Annotated in this window: 16 protein-coding genes and 1 riboswitch; of the genes, 11 read left to right on the top strand and 5 right to left on the bottom strand. The window is 73.1% G+C overall.

All coding sequences use genetic code 11. From position 1 onward, the window contains the following. Nucleotides 1-178: 178 nt before the first annotated feature. The gene (locus ABD353_RS03470) at nucleotides 179-1,255 is read right to left on the bottom strand and encodes an amidohydrolase family protein (protein ID WP_344621943.1); all 1,077 of its coding nucleotides are present in this window, start codon (nucleotides 1,253-1,255) and stop codon (nucleotides 179-181) included. A gap of 2 nt (nucleotides 1,256-1,257) precedes the next feature. Next, entirely contained in the window at nucleotides 1,258-2,583 is a 1,326-nt protein-coding gene (locus ABD353_RS03475; RefSeq protein ID WP_344621944.1) for a type I glutamate--ammonia ligase, read from the bottom strand. Between the two features lie 195 nt (nucleotides 2,584-2,778). Between ABD353_RS03475 and ABD353_RS03480 the strand changes: the two genes are divergently transcribed. The 11 genes from ABD353_RS03480 (at nucleotide 2,779) to ABD353_RS03530 (ending at nucleotide 17,066) form a co-directional block, all read left to right on the top strand. Next, complete coding sequence (locus ABD353_RS03480) at nucleotides 2,779-3,420, top strand: TetR/AcrR family transcriptional regulator (protein ID WP_344621945.1); 642 nt, start codon at nucleotides 2,779-2,781, stop codon at nucleotides 3,418-3,420. Between the two features lie 44 nt (nucleotides 3,421-3,464). Continuing rightward, nucleotides 3,465-4,964 (top strand): MFS transporter, encoded by a 1,500-nt coding sequence (locus ABD353_RS03485; RefSeq protein WP_344621946.1) that lies wholly within the window; start codon nucleotides 3,465-3,467, stop codon nucleotides 4,962-4,964. A 449-nt stretch (nucleotides 4,965-5,413) separates the two neighbouring features. Continuing rightward, nucleotides 5,414-7,189: a 3-hydroxyacyl-CoA dehydrogenase family protein gene (locus ABD353_RS03490; protein WP_344621947.1), complete on the top strand. Its 1,776-nt coding sequence runs from the start codon at nucleotides 5,414-5,416 to the stop codon at nucleotides 7,187-7,189. A 303-nt stretch (nucleotides 7,190-7,492) separates the two neighbouring features. Beyond that, a complete protein-coding gene (locus ABD353_RS03495; RefSeq protein WP_344621948.1) occupies nucleotides 7,493-8,398 on the top strand; it encodes a TetR family transcriptional regulator in 906 nt (301 codons plus the stop codon). Between the two features lie 373 nt (nucleotides 8,399-8,771). Next, a complete protein-coding gene (ccrA, locus tag ABD353_RS03500; protein WP_344621949.1) occupies nucleotides 8,772-10,109 on the top strand; it encodes a crotonyl-CoA carboxylase/reductase in 1,338 nt (445 codons plus the stop codon). Continuing rightward, complete coding sequence (locus tag ABD353_RS03505; RefSeq protein WP_344621950.1) at nucleotides 10,109-12,148, top strand: protein meaA; 2,040 nt, start codon at nucleotides 10,109-10,111, stop codon at nucleotides 12,146-12,148. The genes ccrA and ABD353_RS03505 overlap by 1 nt, the downstream gene beginning before the upstream one ends. A gap of 10 nt (nucleotides 12,149-12,158) precedes the next feature. After that, nucleotides 12,159-13,133 carry an HpcH/HpaI aldolase/citrate lyase family protein gene (locus tag ABD353_RS03510; RefSeq protein ID WP_344622039.1) on the top strand — a complete coding sequence of 325 codons (975 nt, stop codon included), beginning with the start codon at nucleotides 12,159-12,161 and terminating at the stop codon, nucleotides 13,131-13,133. A gap of 39 nt (nucleotides 13,134-13,172) precedes the next feature. After that, nucleotides 13,173-13,676, top strand: coding sequence for a MaoC family dehydratase (locus ABD353_RS03515; protein WP_344621951.1), 504 nt, complete (start codon nucleotides 13,173-13,175; stop codon nucleotides 13,674-13,676). Between the two features lie 163 nt (nucleotides 13,677-13,839). Further along, nucleotides 13,840-15,042 carry an acyl-CoA dehydrogenase family protein gene (locus ABD353_RS03520; RefSeq protein ID WP_030266688.1) on the top strand — a complete coding sequence of 401 codons (1,203 nt, stop codon included), beginning with the start codon at nucleotides 13,840-13,842 and terminating at the stop codon, nucleotides 15,040-15,042. Nucleotides 15,043-15,505: 463 nt separating this feature from the next. Continuing rightward, on the top strand, nucleotides 15,506-16,198 hold the full coding sequence (locus ABD353_RS03525; protein ID WP_344621952.1) for a phosphatidylserine decarboxylase: 693 nt from the start codon (nucleotides 15,506-15,508) through the stop codon (nucleotides 16,196-16,198). Next, the gene (locus ABD353_RS03530) at nucleotides 16,185-17,066 is read left to right on the top strand and encodes a CDP-alcohol phosphatidyltransferase family protein (RefSeq protein WP_425555065.1); all 882 of its coding nucleotides are present in this window, start codon (nucleotides 16,185-16,187) and stop codon (nucleotides 17,064-17,066) included. Before ABD353_RS03525 ends, ABD353_RS03530 begins: the two co-directional genes overlap by 14 nt. Before the next feature lie 91 nt (nucleotides 17,067-17,157). On the opposite strand, the gene ABD353_RS03535 is transcribed toward ABD353_RS03530, so the two are convergent. The 3 genes from ABD353_RS03535 to ABD353_RS03545 all read right to left on the bottom strand — a co-directional run bounded on the left by ABD353_RS03535 (nucleotide 17,158) and on the right by ABD353_RS03545 (nucleotide 20,758). Next, complete coding sequence (locus ABD353_RS03535) at nucleotides 17,158-18,663, bottom strand: hypothetical protein (RefSeq protein ID WP_344621953.1); 1,506 nt, start codon at nucleotides 18,661-18,663, stop codon at nucleotides 17,158-17,160. 167 nt (nucleotides 18,664-18,830) lie between these two features. After that, on the bottom strand, nucleotides 18,831-19,964 hold the full coding sequence (locus ABD353_RS03540) for an alpha/beta hydrolase family protein (protein ID WP_344621954.1): 1,134 nt from the start codon (nucleotides 19,962-19,964) through the stop codon (nucleotides 18,831-18,833). Between the two features lie 104 nt (nucleotides 19,965-20,068). Then, nucleotides 20,069-20,758, bottom strand: a complete 690-nt coding sequence (locus tag ABD353_RS03545; protein ID WP_344621955.1) for a helix-turn-helix domain-containing protein — start codon at nucleotides 20,756-20,758, stop codon at nucleotides 20,069-20,071. 144 nt (nucleotides 20,759-20,902) lie between these two features. After that, a riboswitch (cobalamin riboswitch) is annotated at nucleotides 20,903-21,122 on the top strand. Nucleotides 21,123-21,129: the final 7 nt, after the last annotated feature.

A 21,129-nucleotide genomic window follows, 5' to 3' on the forward strand; every position in this document is an offset into this window, starting at 1 on the left:
GCGGGCCAACCTGCCCAAGAATGGAAAACCCCGTAGGGGCGCGGGGAACTGCGCGATTCGGATGCGGCGCACGGACGAACCAGGGTCGGCCCCGGTCAGTTGCGGCACCCACCCCCGGACTGCGCAGTTCCCCGCGCCCCTGGCTGGCCGACCTCCCTGCGCCCCTGAGTGGTGTCCTTCAGATTCCGTACAGGCGGCGGGCGTTGGCCGATCCCAGCGCCTCGGTGATCCGCAGGACGTCCGCCGGGGTGCAGTCGCCGGTGGTGTGCCAGCCGTCCAGGACCGTGGCGAGCGCCCGGCGGAACTGTGCTGCGCCGACGGGGTACAGCTCGGGCAGTCCGTAGGCGTCGGTGGAGGCCAGGACCTTGCCGAAGGGGGCCAGTTCGAGCACTTCGCCGAGTACGGTGGCGGCCCGCGGTCCGGTGTAGGAGAGGGTCAGTCCGACGTCGGCGTACACGTGCGGGTAGGCCTGGGCGAGCCAGGCGGCCTGCCGGTGGTAGGGGTAGCCGTGCAGCAGGACGAGCGGGACGCCGTCCGGCTCGACCGCGCGGACGAAGTCCACCAGCAGGGCCGGGTCGGCCCGGCGCAGCCGCAGGTCGGGGTCGCCGAAGCCGGTGTGCAGTTGGATCGGCAGTGCGAGGCCGACGGCCGTCCACAGCAGGTGGCGCAGCAGGACGGGGTCGGTGATCCGGTCGGGCGGCCGGGCCCCCGCGGCCCGGACGACCTCGGAGCGGGCGGGCGGCCCGCCCGGGATGTCCAGGCCGGCGCGGTAGGCGAGCACCGACTTCACCGCCACGGCCCCGGCGCAGGCTTCGGCCAGTGCCTCGGCGACGGCGTCCGGCCACTGCGCCGCGGGCGCCCGGACGTCGGCGGCCACCGCCTCCAGCCGGACCACTTCGTGCAGCCGGGCTCCGGCGAGTGCGGCGAGGTCGGCGGGCGGCAGCAGCGGCCTGCCGCCGGCTTCGGTGAGGCCGGTGTCGACCAGCAGGTCGGCGAGGCCCGCGCCGGCGAGCATCCGGGCGGTGGCCTCGGCGGCGCCGGTCTCCCGGCGGGCCGCCAGGTAGTCGGCGGGTTCGGCGAGGGCGGGCAGTCCGAGCAGTGGCGGGCACCAGCGCCGGACGGCGAGCCCGATCGCGCTGTCGAAGGGGGAGGTGCCGGGGGCGGGCGGCCGGTCGGACTCGGTGATCAGGGCGCCGAGGGCGGCTTCGTCGAGTTCGTCGGCGACGACGCTGTGGCAGTGGTGGTCGACCAGCACGGTCAGTACCGCCAGCGGGTGGCGGCGACCAGTTGCTGTGCGTCGAGCCCTCCGTAGCGGGCGATCTCGGCCTCCCGGACGTCGAGCACGGCGTGGTAGAGCTCCTCCCCCAGGGCGGTGCGCAGCGGGGCGCAGGCGCGGAGGGCGGAGAGTGCGGCGGCGGGGCTGTGCGGCAGTCGCTCGACGCCGGGTTCGCGGGCGGGGTCGCCGGGCACCTCGGGCGGCAGCTTCAGGCCGGCGTCGAGTCCGGCGAGGCCTGCGGCGAGGGCGCCACCGAGGGCGAGGTAGGGGTTGGCGGCCGGGTCGAAGCACTTCACCTCGGCGTTGGCCTGGTCGGGTGCGGAGCCGGTGATCAGTCGCAGGGCGGCCTCCCGGTTCTCCAGTCCCCAGCAGCGGTAGGGGCCGGACCACCGGCCGGGCACCAGGCGCAGGTGGCTGGCGGGGCTCGGGGCGCCGAGGACCAGGAGGGCGGGGAGTTCCTCCAGGATCCCGGCGAGGAAGGCGGCGGCCTGCTCGGTGAGGCCGTGCGGGCCGGGGCCGCCGGCGTGCAGGTTCCGGCCGTCCTGCCAGAGGCTGAGGTGGAGGTGGCAGCCGTTGCCGACGCCGTCCGGTGCGACGACGGGGGCGAAGGAGGTGCGCAGTCCGTGCCGGGCGGAGACCGCGCGGACGGTCTGCCGGACGAGCAGGGAGGTGTCGGCGGCGCGGACGGGGGTGTCGGCGGCGACGGAGACCTCGAACTGGCCGGGTGTGTACTCGGGGTGGATCTGCAGCACGGCGAGCTGCTGGGCCTCCAGGGCGCGGAGCACGTCGAGCAGGTAGTCGGAGCGTTCGACCAGCCGGTCCATGCCGTAGGCGGAGCCGCCCTCCGGTGGGCCGTCCCGGTCGACGACCCATTCGATCTCGAAGCCGGCCCGCACGTCGAGTCCGCGGGCGGCGAGTGCCCGTTCGGTGCGGCGGGCGAACCAGCGCTGGCAGCCGGGGTGCGCCGCGCCGTCCTGGCGGCGGCGGTCGACGGGTGCCCAGGCCCAGCCGGGCTGGGCGGCGAGCGGCACCAGTGCGTCGAGGTCGGGGACGAGGCGGAGGTCGCCGACGGGGCCGCCGCCGGGGGCCATGGAGTCGTCGGCGAGGAAGGAGTCGAAGCAGGGGGAGGCGCCGATGCCGTACCGGACGGCGTGCGGCAGCCGGGCGACCGGCACCGCCTTGGTCCTGGTGATGCCGGCGTTGTCCACCCAGCCGAGGGCGACGGCGTCGATCCCGGCCCCGGCGAGTTCCGCGGCGGCCTGCTCGGCCCGTTCCACCGTCTCGTCCCTCGTGTGCGCGCTGCCCATGCGCCCATGCTGCCGTCCGGAGCGGCCGGGGCGGGGGATCGCCCCGCGGTGGGGGCTGCCCGGGAGGGTGAAATCGGCCAACTCGGCAGATGTGTCGCAGGTCACACCGGACGGGGAATTTCCGGGGACCGACTCCCCGTTTGATCCGGTGTCCGCACAAACGGGGAACGAGTCCCCGGAAGGGAAGGGAGTCCGATGACCACGGTCAGCGCCAAGCCGGCGGGCCAGCGGCTCCGTGCGGACGCCGAACGCAACCGGGCGAGGATCATCACCGCCGCCCGCGAGGCGATCGTGGAGCACGGCGCGGAGGCGCCGCTCGACGAGATCGCCCGTCGGGCCGGGGTCGGCAACGCCACGCTCTACCGCAACTTCTCCGACCGGCGTGAGCTGCTGCACCACGTCACCCTCTCGGTGCTGACCAGGGTGCTGGAGCACGCGGAGGCCGGACTCGCGGAGCCGGACGCCTTCGAGGGCCTGTCCCGGTTCACGCACGCCGCCGCGGACGAGCGCATCGGCGCGCTCTGTCCGATGGTCTCCGACCACATCGACCACGACGATCCCGAGCTGGAGCGGGCCCTGCTGCAGCTGAAGGCCGCCGCCGCCGAGCTCATCGCCCGCGTCCACGCGAGCGGGCAGCTGCGCGCCGACATCGGAGTCGGCGACTACTTCCTCGGCGTCACCCAGCTGACCCGCCCGCTCCCGGGCACCGGATGCCTCGACCTCGACCAGTTCGTCCATCGCCACCTGCAGGTCTTCCTGGACGGCCTGCGGGCACCGGCGACCTCCGTACTTCCCGGCCGCGCCGCGTCCTTCGAGGACCTCAAGCGCGCCGACTGACCGACCCGACCGCACGCATCGCACGTTAGTTAGTGGGTACCCCCATGTCCGAATCCGGCCTCCAGGCCGACCCGCGCCGCTGGAAGGCACTCGCCTTCATCGGCCTGGCCCAGCTGATGGTCGTCCTCGACGCGACCGTCGTGAACATCGCCCTGCCCTCCGCCCAGCACGACCTCGGCATCTCCGACGGCAACCGCCAGTGGGTGATCACCGCCTACGCGCTGGCCTTCGGCGGACTGCTGCTGTTCGGTGGCCGGATCGCCGACCTGTGGGGCCGCAGGCGGACCTTCATCATCGGCCTGACCGGCTTCGCGCTGGCGTCCGCGCTCGGCGGCGCCGCCGTCAACACCCCGATGCTGCTCGGTGCCCGCGCCCTCCAGGGCGTCTTCGGCGCCCTGCTCGCCCCGGCCGCGCTCTCGCTGCTCGCGGTGATGTTCACCGAGGCCAAGGAGCGCGCCAAGGCCTTCGGCATCTACGGCGCCATCGCCGGTGGTGGCGGTGCGATCGGCCTGATCCTCGGCGGTCTGCTCACCGAGTACCTGAACTGGCGCTGGACCTTCTACGTCAACATCCCGTTCGCCGTGGTCGCGATCCTCGGCGCGGTGATGGTGATCCGCGAGCCCGTCGGCAGCCGCAACCGCAACAAGCTGGACATCCCCGGCGTGCTGCTGGTCACCTCCGGCCTGGTCTCCCTGGTGTACGCCTTCACCCGCGCCGAGTCGGACGGCTGGAGCGCCGGCATCACCGTCGGCCTGTTCGTCGCCGCCGCCGTCCTGCTGGCCGCGTTCGCCGTGGTGGAGAGCAAGGTCTCCGCGCCGCTGCTGCCGCTGCGCGTCGTCACCGAGCGCAACCGCGGCGGTGTCTACCTGTCGCTCGGCCTCGCCGTGATCGGCATGTTCGGCCTGTTCCTCTTCCTGACCTACTACCTGCAGGTGGTCCTCGGCTACAGCCCGGTCACCAGCGGCCTGGCCTTCCTGCCGATGGTGGCGGGCATGATCACCGGCTCCACCCAGATCGGCGCCCGGCTGATGACCCGCGTCCCGCCGCGCTACCTGATGGTGCCCGGCTTCCTGGTCGCCTCGCTGGGCATGCTGATCCTCACCCAGATCGACGTGAACAGCTCCTACCCGGCGCTGATCCTGCCCGGTCTGATCCTGATGGGCCTCGGCATGGGCACCGCGTTCATGCCGGCGATGAGCCTGGCCACGCACGGCGTCGAGCCGCGCGACGCCGGTGTCGCCTCGGCGATGGTCAACACCTCCCAGCAGGTCGGCGGCGCCATCGGCACCGCGCTGCTGAACACCATCGCGGCCAGCGCCACCACCGCGTACCTGACCTCGCACGCCAAGGACGGCGCGCCGCAGCAGCTGCTCCAGCTGCAGGGCATGGTGCACGGCTTCTCGACCGCGATCTGGTGGTCCTTCGGCATCCTGGTGCTCGCCGCCACGGCCGCCGCCGTCCTGATCAACACCGGCCGTCCCGACGTCCACGCGACCGCCGAGGGCGCGGCCGCGGAGGACGCCGTCCCCGTGATGGCGCACTGACGCCACCCCTCACCGCAGCGGCCCGCCGGGGTCTCCCGGCGGGCCGCTGCGCGTTCCCCGCTCCTCCCCGACCCGCGCGGCACTCTTCCTACTGGGCGGTAACTCCGCTACAGTGACCGGCACGCACCAGCGCCGGGCCTCGGGAGCCGCACCGGCGTGGTCGGCGCCGCGGTATTCGCGCGGACGCCCCGGTGCGTGTCTCCGGCCCTCGCGGCCGTCTTCTCCCTGCAGCAGTTCAGCGCCGCCTGTCCTTCCTCTCAGCGCGCCTGAGCACCTCGGCACACCCGCGGCACGACCGGAGCGGACCGGTCCGTGCTCCGCGGGGCCGCCCCGTCTTCCCGCACACCCGCGTCGCCACACCCTCCTCCGGCGTGCCCCGGCCGCCGCTCGCCGTCGAGCGGCCGGCCGCGCCCGAGTGCTGCGCGGGCCCATGACAAGGAGTCAGGACAATGGAGCGTCCCTTCCCCACCGTCGCCGTGGTCGGCCTCGGCACCATGGGTGCCGGCGTCGCCGTGGCCGTCGCGAAGAGCGGCCGCCGGGTGCTCGGCATCGAGGCCGATGCCGACGCCGCGGGCCGGGCCCTCGCCCGGATCGAGGAGGCCACCGCGCACGCGGTGCAGCGCGAGCGGCTCACCGCCGAGGAGCGCACCGCGCTGCTCGCCCTGATCACCGTCGGCGACCGGCTGGACGTCGCCGCCGGGGCCGACCTGGTGATCGAGGAGCTGCCCGAGCAGCTGGAGCTGAAGCGCGAGGTCTTCGCCGAACTGGACCGGATCTGCCCGCCGGAGACGGTGCTCGCGACCGGTACCACCGCACTGTCGGTGACCCGGATCGCCGCCGCCACCGCCCGCCCGGAGCGGGTCCTCGGCCTGCACTTCTTCAACCCGGTGCACACCATGAAGCTGGTCGAGGTGGTGCGCACCGTGCTGACCTCGCCGCAGGCCGCCGAGGACGCCGCCGCCTTCGCCCGCGACCTGGGCAAGGAGCCGGTCGCGGCCGGCGACCGGGCCGGCTTCATCGTCAACGGCCTGCTCTTCGCCTACCTCAACCAGGCCGCCGCGATGTTCGAGTCGCGGTACGCCACCCGCGAGGACATCGACGCCGCGATGCGGCTCGGCTGCGGCCTGCCGATGGGCCCGCTGGCCCTGCTCGACCTGATCGGCATCGACACCGCCCGCACCGTGCTGGAGGCGATGTACGAGCAGTCCAAGGACCGGCTGCACGCCCCGGCGCCGATCCTCGGCCAGCTCGCCTCGGCGGGCCTGCTCGGCCGCAAGTCGGGCCGCGGCTTCTACACCTACGAGGCGCCCGGCTCCTCGAAGGCGGTCGCCGAGGCCACCGCCGCGGCCGGCACACGGGTCGCGGGCCGGACGGTCGCGAGCATCGGCGTCTGCGGCTCGGGCACCATGGCCACCGGCATCGTCGAGGTGTTCGCCAAGGCCGGCCTGCCCGTCCTGCTGGCGGCCCGCAGCCAGGAGAAGGCGGACCGCGCCAAGGCGCAGCTGGCCAAGTCGCTGGAGCGCTCGGTCTCCCGCGGCCGGCTCGCCGCCGAGGCCCGGGACGCGGCGCTGGCGCTGGTCACCCCGACCGGCAGCTACGCCGACCTGGCCGGGGTGGACCTGGTGGTCGAGGCGGTCGCCGAGGACCTGGAGGTCAAGCGCGAGCTGTTCGCCACCCTGGACAAGGTCGTCAAGCCGGGTGCGGTGCTGGCCACCACCACCTCCAGCCTGCCGGTGATCAGCTGCGCGACCGCGACCTCGCGGCCGCAGGACGTGATCGGCATGCACTTCTTCAACCCGGCACCGGCCATGAAGCTGGTCGAGGTGGTCTCCACGGTGCTCACCGCGCCGGACGTCACCGCCACCGTGCTGGAGCTCTGCGCCAAGGTGAAGAAGCACGCGGTGGAGTGCGGCGACCGGGCCGGCTTCATCGTCAACGCGCTGCTCTTCCCGTACCTGAACGACGCGGTGCGGATGCTGCAGGAGCACTACGCGACGGTGGACGACATCGACACCGCGATGAAGCTCGGCTGCGGCTACCCGATGGGCCCGTTCGAGCTGCTGGACGTGGTCGGCCTGGACGTCTCGCTGACCATCGAGCAGGTCCTGCACCAGGAGTTCCGCGAGCCCGGCCTGGCGGCCGCCCCGCTGCTGGAGCACCTGGTCGCGGCGGGCTGCCTGGGCCGCAAGACCGGCCGCGGCTTCCGCGACCACGCCCGGCGCTGACGCACCACGGGCCGTCCCCGCCCCGCCCGTCCCCCGCGGCCCCACCCGCGGACGGGCGGGGTGCGGGGCGGCCCGCACGGCACATCCACGGACCGAACGGCCGCCTCGCAGCAAGGAGTCGACATGAACACCGAGCCCGGAGGCAGACTGCCTCGGAGCAACGTCGCGCCGGCCGGACGGCCGGCCTGGAACGAGGGTGCGCTGCCGCCCCGCTGGCCGCGGCCCGCCGTGCTGCCGCCGGCGCCCCCGGTCCGCCGGGCACGGCCGACCGGAGCGGCGCCCGGGGCGTGTAGCGTTCCGGGCATGGATCGGGAACAGTCATCCGCGCAGCAGCAGCCGCCCCGCGAACCGGTGGACGGCGCCCGTCCCGAGGGCGGCACCGGCGGCCGTCGGGCCGCGGCCCAGCGCCGGCAGATGCGCCAGGAGCTGGCGTCGGCGGCGATGGACCTGTTCGCCAACCAGGGGTACGAGGAGACGACGGTCGATCAGATCGCCGCCGAGGCGGGCGTGGCGCGGCGGACCTTCTTCCGCTACTTCCGCTCGAAGGAGGAGGCGATCTTCCCGGACCACGACGACACCCTGGTCCGGGTGGCCGACCTGCTGGCCAGCGCCGAGCCGGAGGAGCACCCGCTGGACGTGGTGTGCCGCGGCATCAAGGAGGTGCTGCGGATGTACGCCTCCACCCCGGGCGTCTCGGTGGCGCGCTACCAGCTGATCCGGCAGGTCCCGGCGCTGCGCGAGCGGGAGATCGCGGTGGTGGCCCGGTACGAGCGGCTGTTCACCCGCTACCTGCTGGGGCGCTTCGACGCGGCCGAGCAGATCCCGCCGGGCTGGCAGCGCGGCGGGGACGACGACTCGATGCTGGCCGAGGTGTCGGCGGCGGCCGTGGTGGCGGCCCACAACCACGTGCTGCGGCGCTGGCTGCGGGCCGGCGGCCACGGCGACGTGGAGGCGCAGCTGGACCACTCCTTCGAGGTCATCCGGGGCACCTTCTGGGCGACCTCGCCGAGTGGCGTGCGACGCCGTGGCACTCTCGTGGCACCCGGTGCCAGTGGTGACACCGGGTCGGCCCTGGAGGGCGCGGCGGTGAGCGCCCTGAGTGCGAGCCCCGGCGGTGAGGTGCTCATCACAGTGGCCCGCACCGACGCCCCGCTGGACCTCGTGCTGGACTCGATCAAGTCCGCCCTGGGCGCCGCCAAGTCGGCCTGATTCCCGGCATTCCCGCAGTTCAGAAGGCATTTCGAAGGCCCGTCCCGGACATCCGGGGCGGGCCTTCGCGCATACCGCACCGGGGCGCCTCGAACAGCGATCCACATCACTCGAACTGATGACACCCGGTGTCTTTACGAGTGGCACAGGGTGCCACTACCTTGTTACCCACCAGTCGCGGCGCCGCGGCTCCCCACCTCGGCGCGCCGCGTCCGGCGTCCCCGCACCACGGGGGCACGTACGACCTCGGCGACACCACATCCGTCGCAGACCGTCGACCCACCCACCCACAGACCCTCAGCGAAGCCGGTGTCCGCTCCCGGCTCCCCCAGACGCCCTGTGCCCTCACACAGGTACGCCTTCGGAGGCAGCCATGAACGAAATCCTCGACGCGATCCTCAGCTCCGACAGCACCCCGGCGGACTTCGCCGCGATCAAGCTGCCGGAGTCCTACCGGGCGGTGACGCTCCACAAGGACGAGGAGCAGATGTTCGCCGGCCTCGCCAGCCGCGACAAGGACCCCCGCAAGTCCCTCCACCTGGACGAGGTCCCCCTCCCCGAGCTCGGCCCGGGCGAGGCCCTGGTCGCCGTCATGGCGAGCTCCGTCAACTACAACACCGTGTGGAGCTCGATCTTCGAGCCGGTCTCCACCTTCGGCTTCCTGGAGCGCTACGGCCGCCTGTCGCCGCTGACCAAGCGCCACGACCTGCCGTACCACATCCTCGGTTCGGACCTCGCGGGCGTCGTCCTGCGCACCGGCGCCGGCGTCAACGCCTGGAAGCCCGGCGACGAGGTCGTCGCGCACTGCCTCTCGGTCGAGCTGGAGTCCCCGGACGGCCACAACGACACGATGATGGACCCGGAGCAGCGCATCTGGGGCTTCGAGACCAACTTCGGCGGCCTCGCCGAGATCGCCCTGGTCAAGACCAACCAGCTGCTGCCCAAGCCGAAGCACCTCACCTGGGAGGAGGCCGCCTCCCCGGGCCTGGTCAACTCCACCGCCTACCGCCAGCTGGTGTCGCAGAACGGCGCCGGCATGAAGCAGGGCGACAACGTGCTGATCTGGGGCGCCAGCGGCGGCCTCGGCTCCTACGCCACCCAGTACGCCCTGGCCGGCGGCGCCACCCCGATCTGCGTGGTCTCCAGCGAGTCCAAGGCCGAGATCTGCCGCGCCATGGGCGCCGAGGCGATCATCGACCGCTCCGCCGAGGGCTTCAAGTTCTGGAAGGACGAGCACACCCAGGACCCGCGCGAGTGGAAGCGCCTGGGCAGCAAGATCCGCGAGTTCACCGGCGGCGAGGACGTGGACATCGTCTTCGAGCACCCGGGCCGCGAGACCTTCGGCGCCTCGGTCTACGTCACCCGCAAGGGCGGCACCATCGTCACCTGCGCCTCGACCTCGGGCTACATGCACCAGTACGACAACCGCTACCTGTGGATGTCGCTGAAGCGCATCGTCGGCTCGCACTTCGCCAACTACCGCGAGGCGTTCGAGGCCAACCGCCTGGTCGCCAAGGGCAAGATCCACCCGACCCTCTCCAAGGTCTACTCCCTGGACGAGACCGGCCAGGCCGCCCTCGACGTGCACCACAACAAGCACCAGGGCAAGGTCGGCGTGCTCTGCCTCGCCCCCGAGGAGGGCATGGGCGTCCGCGACCACGAGCTGCGTGCCAAGCACCTGCCGGCGATCAACCGCTTCCGGAACATCTGATGGCAGACCGTGAAGGCGTTCAGCGCGACCGTCCGTGGTTGATGCGGACCTACGCCGGACACTCCACCGCGAGCGACTCCAACGCGCTCTACCGGCGGAACCTGGCGAAGGGCCAGACGGGCCTGTCCGTCGCCTTCGACCTGCCCACGCAGACGGGCTACGACTCGGACCACGTCCTCGCCCGCGGCGAGGTCGGCCGGGTCGGCGTCCCGGTGGGCCACGTCGGCGACATGCGCACGCTGTTCGACGGCATCCCGCTCGAGCAGACGAACACCTCCATGACGATCAACGCCACCGCGATGTGGCTGCTGGCGCTCTACCAGGTGGTCGCCGAGGAGCAGGGCGCGGACATCGCCAAGCTCACCGGCACCACCCAGAACGACATCGTCAAGGAGTACCTGTCGCGGGGGACGCACGTCTTCCCGCCCGGGCCGTCCGTCCGGCTGATCACCGACATGATCGCCTACACGGTCGCCAACATCCCCAAGTGGAACCCGATCAACATCTGCAGCTACCACCTGCAGGAGGCCGGGGCGACCCCCGTCCAGGAGATCGCGTACTCGATGTGCACCGCGATCGCCGTCCTCGACGCCGTCCGCGACTCCGGCCAGGTGCCGGCCGAGCGGATGGGCGAGGTCGTCGGCCGGATCTCCTTCTTCGTGAACGCGGGCGTCCGCTTCGTCGAGGAGATGTGCAAGATGCGGGCCTTCTCCCGGCTCTGGGAGAAGGTCACCCGCGAGCGCTACGGCATCGAGGACGCCAAGCAGCGCCGGTTCCGCTACGGCGTGCAGGTGAACTCGCTGGGCCTCACCGAGGCCCAGCCGGAGAACAACGTCCAGCGCATCGTGCTGGAGATGCTCGCCGTCACCCTCTCCAAGGACGCCCGCGCCCGCGCCGTCCAGCTGCCCGCGTGGAACGAGGCCCTGGGCCTCCCCCGCCCGTGGGACCAGCAGTGGTCGCTGCGCATCCAGCAGGTGCTCGCCTACGAGTCCGACCTGCTGGAGTACGGCGACATCTTCAACGGCTCCACCGTCGTCGAGGCCAAGACCGACGAGCTGCTCGCCGGCGCCGAGGCCGAGATCGCCAAGGTGCTGGAGATGGGCGGCGTGATCCCGGCCGTCGAGTCCGGCTACCTCAAGTCCAACCTGGTCGCCTCGCACGCGGCCCGCCGCGCCCGGATCGAGGCCGGCGAGGACAAGATCGTCGGGGTGAACTGCTTCGACACCACCGAGGAGAGCCCGCTCACCGCGGACCTCGACACCGCGATCATGGTGGTGGACCCGGCCTCCGAGCGCTCCGTGCTCGCCGGCCTGGAGCAGTGGCGCGCCGGGCGCGACGAGGCGGCCGCGCAGACCGCCCTGGAGCACCTCAAGGCCACCGCGGCGACCACCGACAACCTCATGCAGGCCACCCTCGCCTGCGCCCGCGCCGGCGTGACCACCGGCGAGTGGGCCTTCGCCCTGCGCGAGGTCTTCGGCGAGTACCGCGCCCCCACCGGCGTGGGCGGCGCCGCGGTCGCCGTGGCGGCCGAGCCCGGCGGCGAGCTCGCCGCCGTCCGCGAGGCGGTCGCCGCGAAGGCCGCCGAGCTCGGCACCGGCAAGCTCCGCCTGCTGGTCGGCAAGCCGGGCCTCGACGGTCACTCCAACGGCGCCGAGCAGATCGCCGTCCGGGCCCGCGACGCCGGCTTCGAGGTGGTCTACCAGGGCATCCGGCTCACCCCGGAGCAGATCGTCTCGGCGGCCGTCGCCGAGGACGTCCACTGCGTCGGCCTGTCCATCCTCTCGGGTGCCCACCCCGAGCTGGTGCCGGACGTCCTGCAGCGGCTGCGCCGCACCGGGGTGGAGGATGTGCCCGTGATCGTCGGTGGCATCATCCCCGCTGCGGACGCCGAGGCCCTCAAGGCCGCCGGTGTCGCCGCGGTCTTCACCCCGAAGGACTTCGGCATCACCACCATCATCGGCCGGATCGTGGACGAGATCCGGCTGGCCAACAGGCTCCAGCCGTGGGCCGCGGCGCCGCACTCGACCGCGACCAGCTGACCGGGAAGGAATCACCACCCCCATGACCACCGTCAACCGCCTCCGGCCGCGCCGCTCCTGCCTGGCCGTGCCCGGCAGCAACCCGCGCTTCCTGGAGAAGGCCCAGGGCCTCCCGGCCGACCAGGTCTTCCTCGACCTCGAGGACGCCTGCGCCCCGCTGGTCAAGGAGAGCGCCCGGCACAACATCGTCGACGCCCTCAACAACGGCGACTGGGGCAACAAGACCAAGGTCGTCCGGGTCAACGACTGGACGACGCACTGGACGTACCGCGACGTGATCACGGTCGTCGAGGGCGCCGGCCCGAACCTCGACTGCATCATGCTGCCGAAGGTCCAGGACGCCGAGCAGGTGAAGGCGCTCGACCTGCTGCTCACCCAGATCGAGAAGACCATGGGCTTCGAGGTCGGCAAGATCGGCATCGAGGCGCAGATCGAGAACGCCAAGGGCCTGATCAACGTCGACTCGATCGCGACCGCCTCGCCCCGGCTGGAGACCATCATCTTCGGCCCGGCCGACTTCATGGCCTCGATCAACATGAAGTCGCTGGTCGTCGGCGAGCAGCCGCCCGGCTACGACGCGGACGCGTACCACTACATCCTGATGCGCATCCTGATGGCCGCCCGCGCCAACGACCTGCAGGCCATCGACGGCCCCTACCTGCAGATCCGCAACGCCGACGGCTACAAGGCGGTCGCCCGCCGCGCCGCCGCCCTCGGCTTCGACGGCAAGTGGGTGCTCCACCCGGACCAGGTCGCCGCCGCGAACGAGATCTTCTCGCCCTCGCAGGAGGACTACGACCACGCCGAGCTGATCCTCGACGCCTACGACTGGTGCACCTCCGAGGCGGGCGGCGCCAAGGGCTCCGCGATGCTCGGCGACGAGATGATCGACGAGGCCAGCCGCAAGATGGCCCTGGTCATCGCCGGCAAGGGCCGCGCCGCCGGCATGGAGCGCACCAGCAAGTTCGAGCCCCCGCAGGCCTGACCCGCCCGCCCCCTTCCCAGGCCTCCTAAGGACACTCCCATGCAGTTCGGACGCACCTACGAAGAGTTCGAGGTCGGCGCGGTCTACAAGCACTGGCCCGGAAAGACGGTCACCGAGTACGACGACCACCTCTTCTGCCTGCTCACCATGAACCACCACCCGCTCCACATGGACACCAACTATGCGGAGAAGACGACGGACTTCGGCAAGAACGTCGTCGTGGGCAACTACATCTACTCCCTGCTGCTCGGCATGTCCGTCCCGGACGTCTCCGGCAAGGCGATCGCCAACCTGGAGATCGAGTCGCTGCGCCACGTCGCCCCGACCTTCCACGGCGACACGATCTACGGCGAGACGACCGTCCTCGACAAGTGGCCGTCCAAGTCCAAGGACGACCGCGGCATCGTGTACGTCGAGACCAAGGGCTACAAGCAGGACGGCACGGTCGTCTGCATCTTCCGCCGCAAGGTGATGGTGCCGACCGCGACGTACATCAAGGAGCGCGGCGGCGAGCAGCCCGGCCGCCCGACTCCTGCCTCCTGAGACCCCGGACGGGTAGGCCGCCGTCATCGGCCTCACCCCACCCGGCCCCGGGGGCCCTGCTGCCGCAGCCACGCCGGCAGGGCCCCCGACAACGACTTCCGTGCTCCGGCACGAGCCGATCTTCCCTCCCCCACCCTCACGCCTTCAGATAGGGAGCCGCACGATGGGACGCCTCGCACAGACCGACGGCCTCACCGAGATCCAGCGGGACATCCTCGCCACCGTGCGGGACTTCGTCGACAAGGAGATCATTCCGGTCGCGACCGAGCTGGAGCACAAGGACGAGTACCCGACCGCGATCGTCGAGGGGATGAAGCAGCTCGGCCTGTTCGGCCTGACCATCCCCGAGGAGTTCGGCGGCCTGGGCGAGTCCCTGCTGACCTACGCCCTGGTGGTCGAGGAGATCGCCCGCGGCTGGATGTCCGTCTCCGGCATCGTCAACACCCACTTCATCGTGGCGCACATGATCAACGCGCACGGCACCCAGGAGCAGAAGGAGTACTTCCTGCCGCGGATGGCGGCCGGCGAGATCCGCGGTGCCTTCTCGATGTCCGAGCCGGGCCTCGGCTCCGACGTCGCGGCGATCTCCACCAAGGGCGTCAAGGACGGCGAGTTCTACGTCCTCAACGGCCAGAAGATGTGGCTGACCAACGGCGGCACCTCCACCCTGGTCGCGGTGCTCTGCAAGACCGACGAGGGCGGCTCCACCCCGTACAAGAACATGACCACCTTCCTGATCGAGAAGGAGCCCGGTTTCGGCCCGAACCCGAAGGTTCCCGGCCTGACCGTGCCCGGCAAGATCGAGAAGATGGGCTACAAGGGCGTCGACACCACCGAGCTGGTGCTGCAGGACGTCCGCATCCCGGCCGACCGCATCCTGGGCGGCGTCCCCGGCAAGGGCTTCTACCAGATGATGGACGGCGTCGAGGTCGGCCGCGTCAACGTCGCCGCCCGCGGCTGCGGCGTCGCCCGCCGCGCCTTCGAGCTGGGCATCTCCTACGCCCAGCAGCGCACCACCTTCGGCAAGAAGATCGCCGAGCACCAGGCGATCCAGTTCAAGCTCGCCGAGATGGCCACCAAGGTCGAGGCCGCGCACCAGATGATGGTGATGGCCGCCCGCAAGAAGGACAGCGGCGAGCGCAACGACCTCGAGGCCGGCATGGCCAAGTACCTCGCCTCCGAGTACTGCAAGGAGGTCGTCGAGGACGCCTTCCGCATCCACGGCGGCTACGGCTTCTCCAAGGAGTACGAGATCGAGCGCCTCTACCGCGAGGCCCCGATGCTGCTCATCGGTGAAGGTACTGCGGAGATCCAGAAGATGATCGTCGGTCGGCGGCTGCTCGAGGAGTACCGCCTGGCCGACTGATCAGGCACGTCCCCGACTTTCCGCATGGTCGGGCACGGGCGTGCGGGCCCGTTCCCGGCCCCCTGCCGCACCGGTACGGCCTGGTCAGCCGTGGGGGGCGGTGCGGCGGGCCCGGAGGCGGCCGCAGGGCGCATACCAGCAGGTACGCGCCCTGCGGCCGCCTCTGCACACCGTGGCGGCGCCGGCGTCCCCCGGCGTGCCGACCCTCCGCGGAGGGCGCCCGGCGTGCGATGAGAGGTGGGTCACGCGCCACGCCCGAGCCCTTGGGGAACCACCCCGCCTCGGCTACGGTCGTATACATAGCAGGCATGGTTCGGCACCATGCCCGGCATATCCACGAACAGGCGGCTTGCCCACCTACCGCCTGGTCCCGATAGCATCCACCGGGACAGCGTCCCCATGTACCCGATCCCCGCGGTGGCCCCCGTCCAGCGGCCATGATCCCCCGCGACTAAGGTCTTCGATGCCCATCAGCCCGTCCCCTCACACCTCCGTCCCGGGCGGCGACCCCTTCGCCGCACCGACGGCCGGTCGGCGTCCGCGCGTGACGATCGCGCGCGGCGCGACCCCCTGGTTCGCCCCGACCCTGGCCACCGCCGCCGTGACGACCGCCCTCACCCGGCGCTCCGGCAAGTGGGCCCTGGCGGCTGTCCCGGCCTGCGCCCTCGGTGCGGGCATGCTGTGGTTCTTCCGCGACCCGGAGCGTGAGATCGGCACCGGCAGAGTCATCTCCCCCGCGGACGGCGTGGTGCAGTCGATCGACGCCTGGCCGGACGGCCGGACCCGGGTGGCCATCTTCATGAGCCCGCTCAACGTGCACGTCAACCGGGCCCCGCTGCCCGGCACCGTGACGTCCGTCGAGCACGTCGCCGGCGGCTTCGTCCCGGCGTTCAACAAGGACAGCGACCAGAACGAGCGGGTCGTCTGGCACTTCGACACCGAACTCGGCGACATCGAGATGGTCCAGATCGCGGGGGCCGTGGCCCGCCGCATCGTGCCGTACGTGAGCGCCGGCACCAAGGTCGAGCAGGGCGAGAGGATCGGTCTGATCCGCTTCGGCTCCCGCGTCGACACGTACCTGCCGGCAGGCGTCGAGGTTGGCGTCGAGGTCGGCCAGAAGACCACCGCCGGGGTGACGCGCCTTGACCGTGACTGATCCTGAGACTCTCGTCGGCCTCGGAGACGAGGAGGAGACGGAGCTGCGGCGCCGCCGCTGGGCGCGCGACCGCGAGCTGCGGGCGCCCCGTTCGCCGCAGCACCTGTCCACCGCCGACTTCCTGACCCTGGGGAACGCCGTCTGCGGCTTCCTGGCGATCTACTCGATCACCACCGGGGTCCTGATGCCGCACCTCACCGGTGAGACCACCGCGCCGAACCGCAACAGCGCCGCCACCGCGGTCACGCTGCTGCTGATCGGCTCGATGTGCGACCTGTTCGACGGCCTGGTGGCCCGCAAGCTGCGCTCCTCGGCGCTGGGCGCGGAGCTGGACAACCTGGCCGACCTGATCAGCTTCGGCATCGCCCCGGCGTACTTCGTGGCGGTCTGGGGCATCGTGTCGCCGGACAGCAACCAGCAGCTCTCGGCGTTCATCGCGCTGACGGTCCTGCTGGCGGTGGTGCTGCGGCTCGCCCGGTTCTCGGCCGTCAAGATGCGGCCGGGGATCTTCCAGGGCATGCCGTGCCCGATGGGCGCGATGACGGTGATCGCCATCGTGCTCCTCGACCCGCCGTTCGTGCCGGGCCTGCTGATGATCTTCGGTGTGGCGTACCTGATGGTCAGCCGCATCGAGTACCCGAAGCCGCAGGGCCTGCTCGCCACCGCGACGCTCTGCTGGATCGTGGTCTCGATCGGCTGCCTGGCGGCCTGGGCGGCCGGTCTGCCCGGCGGCGACCTGCTGATGCACATCGGTGCCGTCGCCCAGATCACGCTCGCCGCGATGGCGCCGCTGCTGGTGATCCGCCGCAAGGTCGGCGAGAAGGTGGGCGACGTCCGCGCCCGCCGCGCGGAGTCCCGCGGCTGCTGAGCCGGCGGGAGTCCCGCAGACCCGACGAGAGGGGCCCGCATCCGAACCGGATGCGGGCCCCTCTCGCGTGCCCGGGAGGCGGGTGCGGGCGTTACCGGCCGGCACCGCCGTCGTGGACGCTGAAGGCGGAGCGACGGGCCGCCCGGGCCACCGACGGGTCCGGGTGCACGCCAGAGACGGCGGTCAGCACCGAGGCCGCCCGCGGGTGGCCGGACTGCCGGGCCCGGTTGAACAGCCGCACCGGCTCGCCCGCCGAGGCGCCCTCGACGTGCGGCACCAGCAGCGCCGTGTCGCCGTGGTCGAGGACGGCCGCGGCGGTGTCCACCCACAGCCAGGCGGCGTCCTCCGCGCCCAGCACGTCGGCCGGGGACACCGGGCCGTCGTCGGAGCGCTCGGCCAGCCAGAGCAGCGCGTACGGCCGCAGGACCTGCTCGTCCACCGCGGCCCGGACGGCCTGCTCGGCGGGGCCGCCGGCGACCCGCAGGGCCTCGAAGGCGAGGCCGCGCAGCAGGGCGTCCTCGCCGCGGGCGGCGTCCAGCAGCTCGGCGACCGCGCGGTCGGCCGGCCGGGCGGCGACCCAGGCCCGGTACTCGGCGCGGGCCGGCCCCGGGGTGTAGTCGGCGCAGGCGGCGAGCAGCTCCAGCGCGTCCTGCTCGATGTGGCCGGCGGCGGTCTGCGCGACGGTGCAGATCTCCTCCAGCTTGGCGCGGACCGCCCAGTGCCCGAGCGGGGAGAGCTCGGCGGCGTCGTTGCGGCGCTCCAGGGCGCCGACGGCGGCCAGGCCGTCCAGCATCCAGTCGAGGACCGCGGCGACGTCGGCCGCGGAGGTCGGGGTGTCGATCTGCGGCTCCCGGCAGGTGCCGCGGACGGCGGACATGGCGGAGGCGGCGTGCGGCACCGGCGAGGGGCCGAACGAGCCGGTGCCGGCGCCGTGCCGGCGCTCGTCCAGGCCGCGGCGCAGCAGCTCCAGCAGCTCGTTGTCCGGGACGGGCCCGTCCACCAGGTGCAGGAAGGACAGCAGGTGCGGCGCCTGGTCGACGGCCTGGCCGGCCAGCAGGGCGAAGACGCCGCGCATGGCCGCGGGCGGCACGGGCGCGAGCAGCGTCCAGGCGTCGAACAGCGCGGACCAGCCGCGGATCACCGCCTCGTCGTCGTGCTCCCAGGCGTTCAGCCGCCAGCCGGGCCCGGCACCGCCGTCGCGCAGCTCGACCAGGCCGACCAGCAGGGCCTGGCCCCAGGCCTTGGCGGCGGCACCGACGGTCATGGCGAGGGCGCGCCCGGCGGCCCGGGCGTCGTCGGGCAGCAGCTCGCCGCGCTTGTCGACCTCGCCGAGCTCGCCGGCCCAGCGGGAGATGCGCACCGCGTCGGCGAGCATCCGGCGGGCGAGCGGGGCCAGCTCGGCGGGAGCGGGGAAGCCGTCCGGCACCGGCACCCGGCCGCGGCCCGGCTTGGGTGCGGGGGTGCGGCGGCGGACCGGCCCGCCCGGAGGCGTGCTCTCGGGTCGGCGAGCCGCTCCTGGCAGACGGGTGACCGTCGCTCCGGTGCGGATCGCGGGCTGGAGCGGGGCATCACGGTCGCGCGGGTTCCGAGACGTCACGCCGAGCAGTCTTCCCCGTGTACCGGCCTTCTGTCACATCGAGTTCTACGCGCGATCGTAGGTCCGGTCCGCGGACGGGGGATGAGATCGGGCAACAGCCACCAAACCGGGTCGTCCGAGCGGGAAACCTGGCATGAGCACACCCCCCGCGGACGGGCCCGCCGGGCTCACATCAGCGGGGTGAGCCAGCGGCGCAGCGCCTCGCCGTAGCCGTCCGGGTCGGCGTTCCACAGGGCCGCGTGCGCGCCGTCCGGGACGGGGTGCAGGCTCACCAGGTCGTCGCGCCGCCGGGCGAGGCGCTCGGCCGCCGCGAAGGGCGCCACCGCGTCCACGGGGCTGTGCAGCAGCAGGGTCGGCACGTTCAGGTCGGTGCCGTCGGCCAGCCGGGCGAAGCCGGCCAGGTCGACCTTGGTGCGGCCCTCGGCGGCCAGCGCGCCGAGCTCGGCGAGCGGGGCGGGCACCCCGGCCCGGGCGGCCTCCTGGCGGACGGTCGTCGGCCAGTCCAGCACCGGCGAGTCCAGCACCAGGCCGGCGATCGACTCCCGCCAGGCCGAGCGGGCCGCGGTGTGCAGCGCCATCGTCGCGCCGAGCGACCAGCCGAAGAGCACGATCCGGCCGGCGCCATTCGCCTGCGCGAGGCGGACGGCGGCGTCGACGTCCCGCCACTCGGTCTCGCCGAAGTGCCCGAGGCCGTCCGGGGAGGCCGGGGCGCCCGCGTCGCCGCGGTGGGTGACCACCAGCACGGGCAGCCGCAGCGCGTGCAGCAGCGGCAGCACCGGGAGGGCCTGCTGCCGGTCGGCGCCCGGGCCGTGCACCAGGACCGCCCACAGCCCGCGGATGCCCGGCAGGTACCAGGCCGGCATCGGGCCGAGCTCGCCCTCGACGTCGCTCGGGGTGAAGTCCAGGCCGAGCGCGGAGGCCGGGTCGCCGAGGTGCACCCGGGCGGTCACCCGGACCTCCGTCCCGCTGTACAGCGAGCCGGCGCCGGTGGCGAGCAGCCGGCGGGTGACGCTCTGCGGCCCGGTGGCCAGCACGTCGCCGACCACCGCGTGCCCGCCCCCGGCCCACTCCAGGGCGTAGCGGCCGGGGCGCTCGGTCTCCACGCTGCGGGTGAGCATGACGCGGTCCGCGGCCAGCTCCTGCACCCGGATGCCCGGTCCGCCCGCCTGCCCGGCGGCCGCGAAGGCTCCCGCGAACCCGGGCCGGACGGCCCGTTCGGACACCCGGCGGCCGATCAGCAGTGCCGCGGCACCCGTCCCGACGGCGGCGGCCGCGACGATCGCGGCGGTTCCCCAACGCATGGCGCTCCCGGTGTGGCGGCACGGACATGGCGATCCCAGTCCACGCCCCGGCCCGGGAGCGGGCCACCCGGGCGGGTCCGTCCGGGCGGGTCCGTCCGGGCGGGTCAGACCGGCACGTCGGTGCCCCGGCGGGCCAGCAGCTCCCAGAACCGCTCCGCGAGCGGCCGGGCCGGCGGACGGGCGGCGTCCGGCACCGACGAGCCCCAGTGCCCGGGGACGAGGTACTCGTCCTGCAACTCGGCCAGCACCCCGCCCAGCAGGTCGTGCGGGACGGGCACGATCCGGCCCACCTCCCGCAGCTGCGCCTGCCAGCGGCCGTCCACCACCTGGCGCAGCCGCCGGTCCAGGTCGTCCTGACGCCCGGTCACCCGGACCAGCACCCGCAGCGGCAGCCCGAGCACGTGCGCCAGCGCCAGGCCCTGCTCGCCGTCCGCGTCCCAGCGTCCGGTGGCCTCGGCCCTCGCGTAGGTCGCCGCACCCACCCCGATCCGGTGCGCGGCCTGCTCCCGGGTGAGCTCCCGGGCCAGCCGGAAGTCCCGCAGGGTCGCCGGCGCGACGCCCATCAGCTGGGCGGGCGGGCACCACAGCGCCCGGGAGAGCGCGATGAACTCCTCCTCCGACGGGAGGAACTCACCGGCCTCCCAGGCCGCCACGTGCGAGGACAGCAGCCGGACACCGTGCGCGGCCATGGCCTCGGCGACCTGCTCCGGGCTCAGGCCGAGCCCGGCGCGGTGCGCCCGCGCGGCCGGCGGGGAGAACGGCACCGGAGGCGGTGCGGACGGTCTGCGTCGCATGCGACAAGAACGTACGGGCGCCCGCACGGCACCACCCACACGCCGAACGCACGAACCCGGCCCCGGCGGAACCGCCCGGCGCTGGAGGATCGTACGGGGCGGGCGGCGACGGAATCCGGCGACGGAGTGTGACCAAGCCCTCCGGAGGCTTTGTTGACTGGTGGTCGGAGCGCGTGATGGGATCTCGGGGCCATACGGAGGCATGCAGAGGAAGCCGGTGCGAATCCGGCGCGGTCCCGCCACTGTCACCGGGGAGCACGCTCGACCTGCACGGTCACGGCGGTCCGCCACAGGGCCGCTGGAAGGCCCGAGCGCGCGCCGGACCCGGAAGCCAGGAGACTCTCGCCGCCGGTTCGTCGATCCAGGGCGCG

The sequence above is a fragment of the Kitasatospora arboriphila genome (assembly GCF_039528095.1).
GTDB classification, from domain to species: Bacteria; Actinomycetota; Actinomycetes; order Streptomycetales; family Streptomycetaceae; genus Kitasatospora; species Kitasatospora arboriphila.

Excerpts from the sequence above, each read along its gene's own strand:
- ABD353_RS03475 (WP_344621944.1), bottom strand. The coding sequence starts at position 2,583 with ATGGGCAGCGCGCACACGAGGGACGAGACGGTGGAACGGGCCGAGCAG.
- ABD353_RS03480 (WP_344621945.1), top strand. The coding sequence starts at position 2,779 with ATGACCACGGTCAGCGCCAAGCCGGCGGGCCAGCGGCTCCGTGCGGAC.
- ABD353_RS03485 (WP_344621946.1), top strand. The coding sequence starts at position 3,465 with ATGTCCGAATCCGGCCTCCAGGCCGACCCGCGCCGCTGGAAGGCACTC.
- ABD353_RS03490 (WP_344621947.1), top strand. The coding sequence starts at position 5,414 with ATGGAGCGTCCCTTCCCCACCGTCGCCGTGGTCGGCCTCGGCACCATG.
- ABD353_RS03495 (WP_344621948.1), top strand. The coding sequence starts at position 7,493 with ATGGATCGGGAACAGTCATCCGCGCAGCAGCAGCCGCCCCGCGAACCG.
- ccrA (WP_344621949.1), top strand. The coding sequence starts at position 8,772 with ATGAACGAAATCCTCGACGCGATCCTCAGCTCCGACAGCACCCCGGCG.
- ABD353_RS03505 (WP_344621950.1), top strand. The coding sequence starts at position 10,109 with ATGGCAGACCGTGAAGGCGTTCAGCGCGACCGTCCGTGGTTGATGCGG.
- ABD353_RS03515 (WP_344621951.1), top strand. The coding sequence starts at position 13,173 with ATGCAGTTCGGACGCACCTACGAAGAGTTCGAGGTCGGCGCGGTCTAC.
- ABD353_RS03520 (WP_030266688.1), top strand. The coding sequence starts at position 13,840 with ATGGGACGCCTCGCACAGACCGACGGCCTCACCGAGATCCAGCGGGAC.
- ABD353_RS03525 (WP_344621952.1), top strand. The coding sequence starts at position 15,506 with ATGCCCATCAGCCCGTCCCCTCACACCTCCGTCCCGGGCGGCGACCCC.
- ABD353_RS03540 (WP_344621954.1), bottom strand. The coding sequence starts at position 19,964 with ATGCGTTGGGGAACCGCCGCGATCGTCGCGGCCGCCGCCGTCGGGACG.
- ABD353_RS03545 (WP_344621955.1), bottom strand. The coding sequence starts at position 20,758 with ATGCGACGCAGACCGTCCGCACCGCCTCCGGTGCCGTTCTCCCCGCCG.